At 38.4% G+C, this 14,811-nt stretch carries 14 protein-coding genes; 6 read left to right on the plus strand and 8 right to left on the minus strand.

The genetic code is table 11. The features are described from left to right. Nucleotides 1-1,749: a GMC oxidoreductase gene (locus EHQ47_RS04585; protein ID WP_135749726.1), complete on the minus strand. Its 1,749-nt coding sequence runs from the start codon at nucleotides 1,747-1,749 to the stop codon at nucleotides 1-3. A gap of 132 nt (nucleotides 1,750-1,881) precedes the next feature. On the opposite strand from EHQ47_RS04585, the gene EHQ47_RS04590 reads away from it, so the two are divergent. Next, the gene (locus tag EHQ47_RS04590; protein ID WP_135776640.1) at nucleotides 1,882-2,913 is read left to right on the plus strand and encodes a DUF2804 domain-containing protein; all 1,032 of its coding nucleotides are present in this window, start codon (nucleotides 1,882-1,884) and stop codon (nucleotides 2,911-2,913) included. Between the two features lie 9 nt (nucleotides 2,914-2,922). On the opposite strand, the gene EHQ47_RS04595 is transcribed toward EHQ47_RS04590, so the two are convergent. After that, nucleotides 2,923-6,009, minus strand: a complete 3,087-nt coding sequence (locus tag EHQ47_RS04595) for an efflux RND transporter permease subunit (protein WP_135749728.1) — start codon at nucleotides 6,007-6,009, stop codon at nucleotides 2,923-2,925. A gap of 62 nt (nucleotides 6,010-6,071) precedes the next feature. Continuing rightward, nucleotides 6,072-6,746 carry a DsbA family oxidoreductase gene (locus EHQ47_RS04600; RefSeq protein WP_135749729.1) on the minus strand — a complete coding sequence of 225 codons (675 nt, stop codon included), beginning with the start codon at nucleotides 6,744-6,746 and terminating at the stop codon, nucleotides 6,072-6,074. Nucleotides 6,747-6,798: 52 nt separating this feature from the next. Here EHQ47_RS04600 and EHQ47_RS04605 point away from each other — a divergent pair, with 52 nt between their 5' ends. Beyond that, nucleotides 6,799-7,983, plus strand: a complete 1,185-nt coding sequence (locus tag EHQ47_RS04605) for an Acg family FMN-binding oxidoreductase (protein WP_135749730.1) — start codon at nucleotides 6,799-6,801, stop codon at nucleotides 7,981-7,983. Here the strand turns inward: EHQ47_RS04605 and EHQ47_RS04610 are convergent. From EHQ47_RS04610 to EHQ47_RS04625, 4 genes are read right to left on the minus strand one after another with little or no spacing between them, the layout of a single operon-like run. Continuing rightward, entirely contained in the window at nucleotides 7,980-8,780 is an 801-nt protein-coding gene (locus EHQ47_RS04610; protein ID WP_208727385.1) for an EAL domain-containing protein, read from the minus strand. The two genes, EHQ47_RS04605 and EHQ47_RS04610, sit on opposite strands and share 4 nt — an antisense overlap. 53 nt (nucleotides 8,781-8,833) lie before the next feature. Further along, complete coding sequence (locus EHQ47_RS04615) at nucleotides 8,834-9,820, minus strand: sulfite exporter TauE/SafE family protein (RefSeq protein WP_135749731.1); 987 nt, start codon at nucleotides 9,818-9,820, stop codon at nucleotides 8,834-8,836. A 5-nt stretch (nucleotides 9,821-9,825) separates the two neighbouring features. Further along, a complete protein-coding gene (locus tag EHQ47_RS04620) occupies nucleotides 9,826-10,398 on the minus strand; it encodes an LIC12231 family lipoprotein (RefSeq protein ID WP_135749918.1) in 573 nt (190 codons plus the stop codon). Then, nucleotides 10,379-10,819, minus strand: coding sequence for a hypothetical protein (locus EHQ47_RS04625; protein WP_135776641.1), 441 nt, complete (start codon nucleotides 10,817-10,819; stop codon nucleotides 10,379-10,381). The genes EHQ47_RS04620 and EHQ47_RS04625 overlap by 20 nt, the downstream gene beginning before the upstream one ends. 151 nt (nucleotides 10,820-10,970) lie before the next feature. Between EHQ47_RS04625 and EHQ47_RS04630 the strand changes: the two genes are divergently transcribed. Beyond that, nucleotides 10,971-11,384 carry a hypothetical protein gene (locus EHQ47_RS04630; RefSeq protein WP_135747220.1) on the plus strand — a complete coding sequence of 138 codons (414 nt, stop codon included), beginning with the start codon at nucleotides 10,971-10,973 and terminating at the stop codon, nucleotides 11,382-11,384. On the opposite strand, the gene EHQ47_RS04635 is transcribed toward EHQ47_RS04630, so the two are convergent. Then, nucleotides 11,369-12,205, minus strand: coding sequence for a YihY/virulence factor BrkB family protein (locus EHQ47_RS04635; protein ID WP_135747221.1), 837 nt, complete (start codon nucleotides 12,203-12,205; stop codon nucleotides 11,369-11,371). The genes EHQ47_RS04630 and EHQ47_RS04635 overlap by 16 nt on opposite strands. Nucleotides 12,206-12,315: 110 nt before the next feature. Here EHQ47_RS04635 and EHQ47_RS19655 point away from each other — a divergent pair, with 110 nt between their 5' ends. Genes EHQ47_RS19655 through EHQ47_RS04645 form a run of 3 tightly spaced genes read left to right on the plus strand, consistent with a single transcriptional unit; the run spans nucleotide 12,316 to nucleotide 14,811 of the window. Beyond that, nucleotides 12,316-12,477, plus strand: coding sequence for a hypothetical protein (locus EHQ47_RS19655; RefSeq protein ID WP_004786402.1), 162 nt, complete (start codon nucleotides 12,316-12,318; stop codon nucleotides 12,475-12,477). Nucleotides 12,478-12,529: 52 nt separating this feature from the next. Next, nucleotides 12,530-14,470: an ABC-F family ATP-binding cassette domain-containing protein gene (locus EHQ47_RS04640; RefSeq protein WP_135776642.1), complete on the plus strand. Its 1,941-nt coding sequence runs from the start codon at nucleotides 12,530-12,532 to the stop codon at nucleotides 14,468-14,470. Then, entirely contained in the window at nucleotides 14,470-14,811 is a 342-nt protein-coding gene (locus EHQ47_RS04645) for a rhodanese-like domain-containing protein (RefSeq protein WP_020776119.1), read from the plus strand. Before EHQ47_RS04640 ends, EHQ47_RS04645 begins: the two co-directional genes overlap by 1 nt.

The raw sequence follows: 14,811 nt of genomic DNA on the forward strand, positions 1-14,811 counted from the left end.
TTATGATACACGTGTCCTCACAGAAGTCGATTTTTTAACTGCAGATTTTTTCGGATGGGAACTAAGGATTTTATCAAAACCTTTTTTGATTTCAAAAGATAAAAATTGGGTAGCAGTTTTATTTTTGGTGGGAACAAAACTCATGGCTCTTTCAGAAAGAGCAGTGATGGTCAAACTCGGATTCACACCTAAGTTTACCGTAAGCATGGAGGCATCACAGACACGAAGGTTTTCATACCCAAATACTTTGTTTTCCATATCAATCACACCACGTTCAGCTGAGTCAGCAACAATACAACCACCCATAATATGACCGGTCAAAGGAGCGCTGAGGAGAGTGTCATTGAAGGAACTGCGTGGAATTCCACCTACAATCTCAGCCAGTTTTCTTGTGAAGGCATTGGCAATCGGAATATAAGTTGGGGTTGGTTCACCTGTTGACAGAGCCGAAGTGATGGTTCTTTGGAAAGGCCAAATGATTCGTCTTTTCCGTACAAGTCGTACGCTATTATCAACAGTTTGCATCACAAGTAAGATGATAGAATTTTTTGCAAACCCAACTGGATTGTGAGCTTTCAAAAAATAGATGGGATGGCGTAACATTGTCCAAAAGAATTTGAGTGGTCTTGGAAACTTTCCACCTCCATCCGTCATCACACTGGCAAGGAGAGCAAAAAAATCCGATCCTTTAGAATAACGAACTGGTTCAATATGAGTATTTTCATCAGGATGAACGGAGGATGTAATGGCAATCCCACGAGAATAATCCACATTCTTACTGGCAGGAACAGTTACTGGTAAAACAGTTTCACTATTGGTTCGAACGGTATCACCTAACTTTTCTGATAAACGAATCATTTTGTTTTCAAATTGCATTTTGAGTAAAAGGCCGACAGTTCCCATCACTCCAGCAGAAAGAACAACTTGTTTCGAACGAAATTTTCTTTTCGGATAACCAAACCAACCTGTTGTACTATTGGATTCTAATTCATACCCAAACTCACCACTGGCTTCTGGGTCAGGAATTCCTTTTTCATTGAGAGGAACAAGAGATGTGACTTTGGTTTCAGGAAGGATTTCTGCTCCAAGTTTCTCTGCTAAATATAAATAGTTTTTATCGAGAGTGTTTTTTGCGTTATGACGACAACCCACCATACAACCACCACAAAAATTACAAGGATCTCGGTCTGGACCATCTCCCCCAAAAAAAGGATCTTTCGGATCTTTTTTGTTACCAAAATAAATTCCAACAGGTGTCCTTCGAAATGTATCTTCTTTACCAAAGGTTTTGGCAGTTTCTAATAAAAGTTGATCTGGTTCCCAAAGTTGTGGGTTCTCAGTCACACCAAGCATATGTTTGGCAACATCATAATATGGTAATAAACTTTTTTCTCCACCCATTTTGGAATACAATGGAGAATTTAATACTTTAGCAGAAGGAACATATAATGTACATGCATAGACTAAAGATCCCCCTCCGACACCGGCACCACTCACTAGTAAAAAATCATTGAGTAAGTTGATTCTTTGGATTCCATAAAAACCTAACTTTGGCATCCATAAGTATTTACGAAGGCTCCAATTTGTTTTTGGAAAGTCGGTTGATTTCCATCTTTTACCGGATTCAATCACTAAAACTTTATAACCTTTTTGCGATAATCGGTAAGCAGAAACGGAACCTCCAAAACCAGACCCTACAATAATAAAGTCATAATCATAATTTTGTTCTTTTGGAATGGATTGACTCATGGTTCGTTTTTCCTTGTTTGTGGTGCGTGAGCGAAACCGAGTCTGCAAAGGAATTCGATTCCTGTCAATTCGCTCTTATCGAATCTAACAAAAACTTCTCGCCTAAAGTTATAAATCCTTTTAAATCGGTTCATGCCTGAGATTAAAAAACAAATTCCTCTACTCAAAAACGACGGAACCCTGACTGAAGAAGGTTGGGCCAGGTCACCTTTTTGGACTTACAACAGAGAAAGTATCGCTGCCTCTGCACTCAAAATTAAAGAATGGGATTATTATTCCATCCTTTCCCCCACAAAGGATTTTGGAATTACGATCACGGCATCTGATTTAGGTTATGCGGGACTATTTGCAATTTGTTTTTTAGACTTCAAACGAGGGACATTCAAACAAATTGATACACTTTCCGTTTTGCCTTTAGGAAAAACTGGATTTCCAAGAGTGAATAACAGTGGAGTCGTTCAGTTTGAGGATAAAAAACTAAAAATTCGATTTGAAGTCAAAAGCGGAAAACGAATTTTAGAATTTGAATCAAAATCATTTGAAGCCCCTGATGGAGGCAAAGGGATCCAAGGAAAAATCGAACTTACAGAACCAAAAATGGATTCGATGAATATTGCAACCTCTTGGAAAGAAAATAGAAAAGCATTCTACTATAATACCAAAATCAATTGTATGCCAGCAGCAGGTCAAGTGCAGCTAGGGAATACTAGTTATCAATTCGATTCTAAAAAAGATTTTGGTGCTTTGGATTGGGGACGCGGAGTTTGGACTTATAAAAATAGATGGTATTGGAGTTCCGTCTCATCATGGATAGGTGGAAAACCATTTGGTCTCAATTTAGGATATGGATTTACCGATAGAACTCCCGCTTCTGAAAATGTTATTTTTTATGATGGAAAAATTCATAAACTAGATGAAGTGAATTTCATTATCGATACCAAAAATTATATGGCACCTTGGAAGTTTACTTCAAATAACAACCGTTTGAATTTAGATTTTACTCCGATTGTAGATAGAAATTCTTATATGAATTTTTTAGTCATCAAAACTGTCCAACACCAAGTGTTTGGAATGTTTAATGGGACGGTAGTTTTGGATGACGGAAAAACTCTAAAACTTCAGAACATCCTCGGTTTTGCCGAAGACGTTCTAAATCATTATTAAAACAAATTCTTATTTTCGTTTTTTTAGTTTGTAATAAGCGGAAAAACTGGCGGGGATAAAGATAAGGGATCCAAAAGTTCCAAATCCAAGTCCCCAGGCCAATGAGAGTGTCATTGGTATAAGAAGAGGATCCGATCCACCAATGGCATACGCTGTGGGAATCATTCCAGCCATCGTGGTGAGTGTTGTCACCAAAATCGGACGAAATCTTTCAGAAGAAGCAGTGATAAGAGATTTATACAACCCCTCTCCTCTCGCTTGGAATTCTTCAATCGTATCAACGAGTACAATGGATGCATTCACAATCACACCTGCAAGACCAATGATTCCAATCATCGCAAGAAAACTTAAAGCCTTTCCTGAAATTAAGAATCCAAACACCACTCCCACAAAACCTAATGGAATGGAAAGTAAGATGAGAATTGGTTTTTTAATGCTATTGAAGATGATCGCAAGGATGGCGAAAATTCCAAAAAAGGCAAGAACACCAGCAGTAAGAAGGGACACCATCGATTTGGCAGTTTCTTCTTGTTCTCCTCTAAACTTAATTTTATAACCGGGATACTTTTTACCAATATTTCCAAACTCATCCACGATTTTACTGTTCACAATGTTTGAACTTGTTTTGGTCTCATCTACGTCCGCAAGAACAGTAATCGCTTTTTCATAATCGTTATGATACAAAGCCTCGATCCCTTGAACGGTAGTTTTCGTAGTTACTGCAGTAATGGGTGTTAGGAGACCAAATTTATTCGAAATTTGAATGGAATCCAAATCTTCCATTCCATCCCGAAATTTATCATCGTTCTGAATGACAATTTTTACTTCATCTTTTCCTTTCCGTAAGTTAGATGCTTCTAAACCTTCCATCGCTGTTCGAACATAATAAGCAGTAATTTCTGTATCAATTCCGGTAATGGCAGAAGCAGTATCTTTCATTCGAATTTGGATTTCTTCTCTACCAGGTTTGTAATCATCGTTGATATTGATGACACCTTCTTGTTTTCGTAAAAAATCCTGCATCTCAGTAGAAATTTGTTTTAGAGTTTTATAGTCACGACCTTCAATCGCAACCGTGACTGCAGCTCCAATAGGAGGACCATTGACTACTAAATCCACCATCACTGAAACGGCACCTGGAAGTTTTTTTAGATCAGGTTCTAGTTCACCAAAGATTTCTTGTGCCGTTCGTTTTCGTTCTGTTTCCGGGACAAGAATGATCTGTGCCATTCCCAATTGTTCACCAATCCGAGTGAGTGGATCGGTTGGATCAGTTTGTTGGATTCCAATTTTTAAAATGATACTTTGAACTTCTTCTTTTGGAATTTTGTTCAAAATTGGTTGGAAATATTGCAACTGTTTGGTGGTTTCTTGAGCAGAAAAGTCAGGAGGAAATTCTGCACGAACCATAACATAATCAATTCCTTCCTTAGGAAATAAATTAAAGTTCATGAGTCCGACAAGTCCACAGGAAGATAAAAAAACTATGAGTATGGATCCAAGTGCTAGGAAAGGGCGATTTACCACCTTGGTAATAAAATTTGTAAATCCAGATTTTAAAGACTCAAATCCGTTTTCTAAAACAGAACGAAATTTTTCTCTATGTTTCGAACGTTTTTTTACTTCGTGAGAAGTGAACTGAGCATACCGAACAGGAAGTAACAAAAAGGATTCAAACAAGGATAAAGTCAAAGCAACAATTACCATAAATGGAATTTGCCAAATGAATTTACCCATAATTCCAGACATAAAAGCCATTGGCAAAAATGCAGCAACAGTAGTGAGATAAGAACCAATGATAGGAACAAATAATTCACTCGCACCAAGAACCGCAGCTTCTCTCGAATCGATTTTTCTAGATCTATGTTTGTAAATATTTTCGGAAATAATGATACTATTGTCTACAAGCATCCCCAAAGATATGATGATCCCAAGCATGGACACTAAGTTGAAGGATACATCAAAAATAGGGAATGCGATGGTTGTTGCAAATAAGGTCAGTGGCAAAGAAAGACTTGTGAGAAGTGAATCTTTAAAACTAAAAAAGAGAATGAGAACCACCACAACTAAAAACAAACCTTGTAATGAATTGGTAATCACCACATCCAAACGTTTGATGGCACGTGCTCCTTCATTATTCAATTCCGTAAACTGAATGTTAGCAGGAAGTTGTTTTTTTAATTCATCAATTCGCTCTTGAACAGCTTGCACCGTACGAATGATATCAGCACTATCTTTTTTAATGATCTGAAGAACGTAAGCTGGCTCTCCATTGACAACAGCGATCACACGCGGTCTTTCATAAGTATCTTTTACATTTGCAACTTGTGATAAAAGAATTGTATTTCCTGTTTCATTGGAACGAACCGGAATATTTTTTATATCGTTGATTTCGTTAATTTCACCGGTCACTCGGATGTCTTGGGTGATGGGTCGTAAAAAGGATCCAGCTGGAACACTGATATTACGTTTCGAAATTGCATTGATGATATCGGAAAAACCAAGTGTATATCTTTTCTTTAATTCGGGATCAACACGAATGCGCCATTCTTCTTTTCGTTTTCCAAATGCATCCACACGAGAAACACCAGAAACTTTTCTCATTTCATCTTCGATGAATCGACCCATTTCTTGAAGTTCCATTTCATCCATAGCACCATGAATGGCTAACTCTAACACGGGGAAGTTGGAACTTTTTTGTTCTGTGACGATGGGACGATCTTTGACCTGTGTTGGTAAGTTGGTGACACGATCTACTGCGCGCCTGATGTCATTCACAACTCCATCTGGATTTGCATGTTCTAAATCGATTTTGATACTGATATCTGATTCGGAGTTACGAGAGATCGAACGAACAGAATCCAAACCTTCTACTTCACGCAGCTTTTCTTCAATGGGAATGGTTACTTTTTTTTCCACATCCACTGGGCTTGCGCCAGGATAGACAGTAAGAACTCGCACCTGGCGAAAATTTACGCGAGGGAATGCTTCTCGTTTCATAGAAAGGACAGAGATCATTCCCGCAAGGAAGAGGAAAATAAATACCAAATTGGCAACTAATGGTTTATAGACGAAGAAATGAATAATTTTTTTCATAAATATAGTACAGTTAGAATCAATCTAAAAATATTGAATGTTGGGTCAAGATGAAACGAAATTTATTGACTTTGTTTTTCTGATTCGCGTTCTTTTAAAACAGTCTCAATCACTTCCACAAAGACAGAAGGGTCTTGCGCGCCACTCACAGCATACTTCCCACCAATAATAAAATAAGGGACACCGCTAATTCCATTTTGATGGTAATATAAAATTTCTTGTCGTATGTTTTCTTTGAGTTCTGGATCTGCAAAGATGGCTTCGAACTTATCACGATCTTTGTACAAAGGTTCTGCTACTTTCCAAATGGTTTCTTTGTCGGTGAGATCTTTTCCCTCAGTAAAGTTAGCAGAAAAAAACAGATCCACAAGTTTTGCTTGTTCTTCTAAAGTAGAAAGTCCAGCTACAAGAGCATGTAGAACCAATGTGTTCGTAGCTTTGGGAATGTCTTCAAATCGAAAAGGAATTCCCACAGATTTTCCGATATCTGTCAATCGTTGCCAAGCCCCATCCAAACGATCCAAACTACCAAATTTTTGTGTTAGGTGCTTTTTGTAATCGATTCCTTCTTCTGGAATTTCTGGAGAAAGTTGGAATGGTCTCCATCGTACCTGGGGGAGAATTTGGTCACCGACGGTTTGGAGGGCCAACTCCAGTTTCTTTTTTCCTACATAACACCAGGGACAAGCTACATCGGACACGATATCAATAGAAAAAGGTTCAGAGTTGGTTGACATTTTATCTTAGACTCCTATCCAATTAAGGTCTAGAACCATAAACGGAAAAATAATGAAGCTCACAAGAAAAAGTTTTCTAATGAATAGTTTTGCCACCGGTGCCTTGGTTTCGCTCTCTACACTGCAAAAAAACTTATATGCATACAGTGGAAACGATTCGAATTTTCACAGAAAGGATCCCTTAGGATTTGCAGAATCTTTAGGGTTTACCAAACCACTGGACCAAATCCTTGTGACGGCTCTCCTTGCCCCCAATTCCCATAATTCCCAACCTTGGAAAATTAGGAGGGTGTCCGATTCTGAATTTTTACTTTTTGGTGACAAAGAAAAACAACTTCCAGAAATCGATTCCCTCAATCGGCAATTTTTCCATACACATGGCTGTTTTTTGGAACTTGCTCATTTAACAGCCGATAAACTAATGTTTGATACAAAAATCTCATACTTCCCCAAAGGAAAACCTGGACCCAAAACCTTTTCTAATTTGCCCGTTGCAAAATTTGAAATTTTCCCAAAAACAAAATGTGTTCATGATTTTTTATTTGCCGGTGTCCCCAATCGTAGAATGAACCGTTCCGTTTATTCTGGAGATATCATAACAAAAGAAGAAATGAATGACTTACAAATGTTAATGGGACCGACTAAACATAAACTCCTCTTTGTGAATGACCCAAAACAATTAGAATCTATCTTACCCATTTTAGATGCAGCTTTTTCTATGGAAACCAATCGTACGGAATCCAACGAACTGAATCGGAAATGGTTTCGTGTTTCGAAAGAAGACATTTATACAAAACGAGATGGACTCACTTTAGAAGGGAATGGACTTTCCGGAATCAAACTCTGGTTTGCCAAAACATTTTTTGTGGATTTGTCAAAAGAAACATGGCATTCCCCATCTTCCAAAGAAGCAGGAATCCAAATGTTCCAAAAACAAGTGTATTCTTCTAAGGCTCTTGTTTTATTCATCACAGAAGGTTCTGATGAGGAAGGAAGTTGGTTGGAAACAGGTAGGGATTTTATGCGTTTCACTTTGGCTTGTGCCGTCAGAGGAATTGCCTTTCACACCATGAACCAAGCTGTGGAAGATTATCCAGAAAGTCGCCAGTTCACCAAACAACTGAAAACGATCCTTGGCTTAAAACCAAAAGAACAAATCCAATTGATCGCAAGGATGGGAAGGAGTTCTTATGAATATGATTCTCCCAGAAGAGAATTGAGTAGTTTTCTAATTTAAAGAGTGGGAAAGATCACTTCACCAGCAGATTCAAATGCTGGTTTGGAAAACAAATATCCTTGGTAGAGAGAAATTCCCATATCTACCAAAACTTTCAATTCCTCACTCGTCTCTACACCTTCAGCAATCACTGCAATTCCTATTTCCTGACAAACATTTGCAATGGCTTTTGTTAATTTTTGAGCCACAGGATTCAGATGGATGTTTCGGATGAGTTCCATATCTAACTTAATCAGATCAGGTTGGAATTTTGCGAGTAAATTGAGTCCAGAGTATCCCGAACCAAAATCATCAATCGCTGTCAAAAAGCCATATTGTTGGTAAGTTTTAAAAATATTGATGATATGATCATGATCCTGAACTTCTTCTCCTTCCGTTAACTCAAACACCAATCGATCTAAAGGAAACCCGTATTCTTTACTGGCCTCTAGAGTGGTACGAATACAAGTCTCCGGTTGGTAAACCGCATTTGGCAAAAAGTTAATATTCAAATAAGAAGGAATACGAATCTGACTAGCAAGTTGGATCGCTTTGATCCGGCACGATTGATCAAACTGGTATCTGTTGTTGGAGTTTACTTTGGAAAGAATGGAATAGGCAGATTCCCCTTTGGTTCCACGAACAAGCGCTTCATGGGAATAGATGTTTTTTTTGTTCCAATCAACGATGGGTTGGAACGCCATTGTAAACGAAAAATCCAAACCTGCGCCGTTGCGACACTCTGCACAACTGTATAATTTGGGAATTTTTCCTTCCTTAGTCGTAACGAGTTGGTCTTCAGGAAATTTTAATTTCATAACGCAGTTATATGACTTAGACGAATTCTATATTTGGAAACAAAAAATGGCAATTAGAATTTGGGAAGTTTTCCCAGTACATACCATACCACTACCAAAAATTGAAAGATAGCGGTAACAAGAAGAATGCTATATGGTTTTGCATTCACCGCTTTTAAAGAACCAATCCTTGCCCCAAAAATCCCACCGAAACTTCCAATCAGAGCAAGTTCCAAATGTAATTTCCCTTGGAAAAAAAACATAAGACTTGTTCCAAAAGATGTGAGAAAAATTCCGAGAAAAGATGTGGCCACGGCTTCTACAGGACTCATACGAAAGTAATACACAAATAAAGGAACTGCCAGAAAACCACCTCCTATCCCAAATAAAGAGGAAAACAATCCAAAAAAGATTCCAGTAAATAGAACAACCAAAATCGATTTTGGTGAATAGAAAAAAGAGTCAACATCACTTTTGTTAACTGAAGAATCTTGTGTAAGATCTGTATCTAGATTTGATTTTGCACCTGAGGAAATAGAACTAGAAGATGGGGTTGGATTGAATGTTTGTGACTGAACCTCTAGAGACTGATAGTATTTTTTTCTCCTCTTAAGAGCCGTGATCAAATTGTAAATTGCTAAAATTCCTAAAAAAAATGTAAATACAATGAGATAAATAAACTCCGACAAGGGAACCCCATAGTACAACTGTTTGCCGAGTTCTGTATCTTCAAACCTTCCAAATTTATAGGCCGTGTACTGAGCCGAAGGAATTGATGTACAAAGCAAAAGTAGGCCTTGTTTCCAACGAATTTTATTGTTTTGGTAATATACGAAAAGCCCTGAAAGAGAGGATACCGGCATCTGTGCGAGAGAAACGGCAACTGCCTGAACGGCAGTGAGGTGAAAAAAACTATGGAAGAAGGGAGTGTAAATAAATCCACCCCCAAGTCCCAAAAAGGAAGCTAAGTATCCAACAAAGAACCCAACTCCAAAAACAACAATGATTCCGGGCCAAAAACCCCAGACAAAATCATTGTATATTTGAAAGTTGAAGTCCAATGAGTTTAAAAATGTTCCTTAGCATCCTCAAAAAATTTGAGAGTGGTTCTTTCGAACACTTCTCGTTCCGTAGCTGTTTCAAAATTGTACCAAGAAATAGGAATGAAAAGTAACCACTGCGCATAATTTCGAAAGATATGATACTCATAGGTTCCCACTTTTTTTCCATCTTTGTAAAGAAGGTATTGTACATCATAACCATCTTGTGTGGACCAAGCAGGAAGGAGAGTGGCGGTCAAAGTGGAAATTCCAAGAAATACTGTGGCTTCTGGAGACGGTGAACGGTAGTTAACCTTTACATTTACCAAATATCCAGATTTAGGAACATCCACTCCTTCCACCGTGTTTTTAAAACGAGTTTTGTTTTGAAAATAGTTTTTTAATGCTTCTCTTCCTCCTAAATTCATCTGAGGAAAAGTTGGCAGAGCATAAACAAAGTTGGCATCGTTCGATTTTTCTTCTGCAGGCAAAGGAAGAATTTTGGGATGATCTTTATAGCTGATCAAACAATTGGTGAATATAAAAAATATTGAAATAAAAAATCCAAATTTAATCATATTAGTTCTGGCTGTGGTCATGTAACCCTTCCTCATCATGTCTTCTTTCTAATTCTTCGTACAATTCTTCTTGGTCTTCACTAAAAAATAATTCAAATCCAATGCGCAGACAAACAGGATCATCTTCTATAGAAACATTACTTGGTAAAATTAAATTCATTACATAAAATGTATTGGATTCTGCTTCTTCTAAAAACAATTCTGTGGCATCCCACTCATCAAATTCTTCTACATTAGGTTGACGAAATTCTTTTAAAATTTCATCAAAAGGTTCTGTGATGTAGTTGAATTCGCCAGATTCACTATCGATGATAAATTGAATGTGATGGCATCCGGGCCCCTCTTCTTCCAATGGACTTAGAACAAGGCTTCCGCAAGCAGGACAATGGATGACGGGATCGATGGCTCCACTCGGCCAATTGATATTGATGGTTTCGATCATGTTGCAAACCTCAGGTCCCCATCCTAATGGAACTCATTCTTAGGGAAACCGGAATTTGTTTTTCTTTTTCAAAAAACATTTTAAATCTTTCGTAGAAAAAACGAGATAAAATTTGCCTTAAAACCAGGGTTCTATTTCTATCAAAAAAGAAATGGGGATCACTGCCGAATACCAATCTGCTTTTACATCCAGCTTTCAAGAGTTTTTTGGAAATGCGAAAGATGTAGGTTGGGAACTCTACCACTTGAGTTCAGAACCAGAAAATGATTTCCCCACATGGCTTACCTTCACCATCAGAAATCCGTTAGGTGGAAGAGCATTGGCATTTCGTTACCATAGTCTAGAAAAAAAATTTTATGCGCATCTCAAAGTCCAAGTGATTCCTGGAGAAGAGAATTGGAGTTTGGACCAATTGTTTCACAAAAAAGGATACACCGATCTTGATGCGGATGATATCCTTTCCTCTGGTGGGGAGTGGCTCTTTTTTTCTCTCGCACGCCACTACTTCGGAATCATCATCTCTTTTTGCCCGAGAATCTTGGAACCTGATTACTTTTTAGACTGAGATTTTTTATTACGATCGTCCGCAAGGACTTGGTTCCATAAAAATCCCCAAATAAAAAATGTTGAGTTGATATAAGTATACAACATAAGAACCACCATCTTAGATATCAAATCATAGGCTAAGGAATAATTTACACCTACGTTTTTCATTTTTAAATAAAACTGAAATCCAAAACTCATCGTTAAAACAAGTAGGGAGGCAAAAATGGCGCCAGGTAAATTTTCTTTTAATGTAGTTTTAGCTTTGGTAATATAAGCATAATAGAATGTAAAAAGCCCAATACAATATGGCAAAATGATCAGAGATACTGAAAGATAAGGATTTGTTCGAAAAAATCCAAATCGAAACTTTTGAAACATAAACCGTTCTGTTTGCACCATTCCATAAGTTAAATAAAAATACAAAACAAGTAGAACAAGAGAGATCACGAGCAAACGAAAGTTGATCCACTGCGATGCGATAAAACCAACCTTTGTTTCATCCCGAGAGATAAACCGAAGAGCTTTGGATATGGTTCCAAAAATGGTTAAACTCGAAAAAAAAGAAATTGCAATACTAAGTGCGATCACATTATAGCTTTTAACTCTCGTTAGGTTTTCCACACTTTTGTCTATGGGTTGAAAAATGGGAGCAGGTAAAAATTTTCCCATTTGGTCCGTCATCAAATTGATTGTCCTTGGATCTTGTAAAAGCCCAAGAAGAGTCACAAAAACTACCAAAAGGGGAAAGAGAGTGAGGAGGAAAGTAAACGAAAGTTCCGAAGCCAGGCCATGGACATCGTACAAGTACACTTCACTGAAAAATCGTCGGAGTCGTTTCATCCGGCCAGTTTGCAACTTGTCAGTATTTTTGTCTTATTTTTCTTGCAGTCTCGATTCGTGAGGAAACCCTGGAAGAATCTCAGTGACGTACCTAAAAGGGGAAAACTTCCATGTCAGAAGAAAAAGAAAAGAAGAACAAAAAAATCGCGAAAATGACTGTAGCTGAAATTGATGCGGCCATCAAAAAGTCTGTCGAAACCATGAACGGCGAATCTAGCCTTTATGTGAAACACCTTCGCGAAAGAAAAGAGGAACTTCTAGCCAAAAAATAAGGTTAGTCCCTCCTAAATCCCCCGCCTCATCGGCGGGTTTTCGCAAAGCGCCTTGATCCAATTCATCCAAATCCACCAACACTTCGGCCCCAAGGTTCTCTTTGAGGGTTTTAGCTGGCATATCAAACCCGGTTGCCGGGTTGCGATTGTCGGGCCCAACGGTTCTGGCAAAACCACACTTTTCCAAATGGCCGCGGGTAAAATGAAACCCGAATCTGGGGAAGTCATTCGCTCGAAAAATACTGTCCTTTCCCTTTTCCAACAGATTCCGGAATTTAGTCCCGAGACTTCTGTCATCGACACTGTCCTTGATGAAAACAAACTCTATGCTGAGTATGATGGGAAACGAAAACTCATCGAATCCAAATTCGAAACGATAGATCATGAAGATCCTGCTTTTGAAGACCTCCTTCATGAACAAAGTGATTTAGAAGAATTTGCCCACTTACACGACTTACACGGTCTCGAAGCTCGTGCAAAAAAAATTCTTTCTGGTCTTGGATTTTCCACGGCCGATTTCCAAAGGAAAACCAAAGAATTTTCACCAGGATACCACCACCGCATTGGTCTTGCCATTGCACTCCTCAACCCTCATAATTTATTATTACTAGATGAACCTACAAACCATTTGGATGATAAAACCAAATCTTGGTTAGCTGACTTTCTTGTCTCACAGAACCAAGCCTTTGTTCTTGTGACTCACGATCCTGAATTCCTCAACCAAACAGTGGATACGATTATCGAAATCAATCCCCATGGAACTTTTGAATTCCAAGGAAGTTTGGAAGAATTTTTTGAAGCCAAAAATGAAATCCAAGAACAACTCAAAGCCCAATTCGAAAAAGAAGAAACTTATCTTAAAAGCCGAATGGAATGGGTGGAACGGTTTCGGGCCCAAGCGACCAAAGCAAGACAGGTCCAATCGGTCATCAAACGATTGGAAAAAAGAGACAAACTAGAAAATCCAGAAGAATCTTTTTGGAACCAAAAACCAGATTACCAATTCCAATTTCTTCCTTCGAGTAATATCATCCTTCGTTTGGAAAATGCTTCTTTTTCTTATCCTGATAAAAACACAGGTGTGAAAAAAACAATTTTTGAAAATGCCGAAATCGAAATTTCCGCAGGCGACAAAGTGGCGCTTGTTGGCCCGAATGGAGCCGGAAAATCAACACTCATGCGTTGTCTTTTGGAAAGACATAAGTTGGATTCAGGTTCTCTCTATTATGGTCCAAAAACCAAACTCGGATACTTTTCCCAAACCCACGGGGAAGACCTGGATGAAAGTCTCAACCTTGTTGAAACCGTAATCAAAAAATATCCAGAACTCAGTGAAGAAAGAGCAAGAACCTTACTTGGACATTTTGCCTTTCCTGGGGATGGTGTATTCAAGTCCGTAAAACACCTATCAGGTGGAGAACAAAGTCGGCTTCGGTTGGCCCTACTTGTCAACCATCCCTCCAATTGTTTATTTTTGGATGAACCCACAAACCATTTGGACATTGTGATTCGGGAAGCGGTCAAACGGGCTCTCATTGATTTTCCGGGAAGCCTTCTTATCATTAGTCACGATCCCGATTTTATGAAGGGACTTTGTAACCGCACCTTCCAACTTTCCGGTGGGGTGTTACAAAACCTAAATTGTAGTTTTGATGATTACCTCAAGTTCCATAAGGAAGAGGAAACGGAATCTCCGGCCCAAAATACTTCTGGCAAATCTAAATTGGAAGAAAAAAAGGCCAATCCACAAGCCAGCAAAAACAAACGAAAAAAATTAGAGAAAGAAATTGCCGATTTGGAAGTCCAAATAGAGAGACTGGAAAAAAATAAAAAGGACAAAGAGGAACTTTTACAGGATCCAGAGTTCTTTAAAAACAGAAGTTTTCAGTTGGAAATGGACACTTATAACGATATTAAAAGAGAGATAGGCCTCCTTACGAAACGTTGGGAGGATGTAACGATAGAACTAGAGGAAATGGGCGGAGTCACATAATGGTACCGGAAATCGATGTAGTTAGTTTTAAAAAACGTCTGGATGCACGTGCAGAAGGAAAAGATGATTTTTTTGTATTGGATGTAAGAAACCCAAATGAACAACAGATTGCTCTGGTTCCTGGCACAGACAAACTCATTCCCGTGAGCGAACTTGCTGCGAGAATTGAGGAAATCAAAAACCAAATCGATAAAGAAATTTTAGTGTATTGCCGTTCCGGTGGAAGGTCGGGAATGGCCTGTGGAATTTTAGCCCAAGCAGGATTTAAGTCCTATAAAAACGTAGCCGGAGGAACCTTAGCCTATTCCGATTTAGTCGATCCTTCCATGCAAAAGTATTAA

The sequence above is a fragment of the Leptospira bourretii genome, from assembly GCF_004770145.1.
Lineage (GTDB): Bacteria > Spirochaetota > Leptospiria > Leptospirales > Leptospiraceae > Leptospira_A > Leptospira_A bourretii.

Excerpts from the sequence above, each read along its gene's own strand:
- EHQ47_RS04585 (WP_135749726.1), bottom strand. The coding sequence starts at position 1,749 with ATGAGTCAATCCATTCCAAAAGAACAAAATTATGATTATGACTTTATT.
- EHQ47_RS04590 (WP_135776640.1), top strand. The coding sequence starts at position 1,882 with ATGCCTGAGATTAAAAAACAAATTCCTCTACTCAAAAACGACGGAACC.
- EHQ47_RS04595 (WP_135749728.1), bottom strand. The coding sequence starts at position 6,009 with ATGAAAAAAATTATTCATTTCTTCGTCTATAAACCATTAGTTGCCAAT.
- EHQ47_RS04600 (WP_135749729.1), bottom strand. The coding sequence starts at position 6,746 with ATGTCAACCAACTCTGAACCTTTTTCTATTGATATCGTGTCCGATGTA.
- EHQ47_RS04605 (WP_135749730.1), top strand. The coding sequence starts at position 6,799 with ATGAAGCTCACAAGAAAAAGTTTTCTAATGAATAGTTTTGCCACCGGT.
- EHQ47_RS04610 (WP_208727385.1), bottom strand. The coding sequence starts at position 8,780 with ATGAAATTAAAATTTCCTGAAGACCAACTCGTTACGACTAAGGAAGGA.
- EHQ47_RS04620 (WP_135749918.1), bottom strand. The coding sequence starts at position 10,398 with ATGACCACAGCCAGAACTAATATGATTAAATTTGGATTTTTTATTTCA.
- EHQ47_RS04625 (WP_135776641.1), bottom strand. The coding sequence starts at position 10,819 with ATGATCGAAACCATCAATATCAATTGGCCGAGTGGAGCCATCGATCCC.
- EHQ47_RS04630 (WP_135747220.1), top strand. The coding sequence starts at position 10,971 with ATGGGGATCACTGCCGAATACCAATCTGCTTTTACATCCAGCTTTCAA.
- EHQ47_RS04635 (WP_135747221.1), bottom strand. The coding sequence starts at position 12,205 with ATGAAACGACTCCGACGATTTTTCAGTGAAGTGTACTTGTACGATGTC.
- EHQ47_RS19655 (WP_004786402.1), top strand. The coding sequence starts at position 12,316 with ATGTCAGAAGAAAAAGAAAAGAAGAACAAAAAAATCGCGAAAATGACT.
- EHQ47_RS04645 (WP_020776119.1), top strand. The coding sequence starts at position 14,470 with ATGGTACCGGAAATCGATGTAGTTAGTTTTAAAAAACGTCTGGATGCA.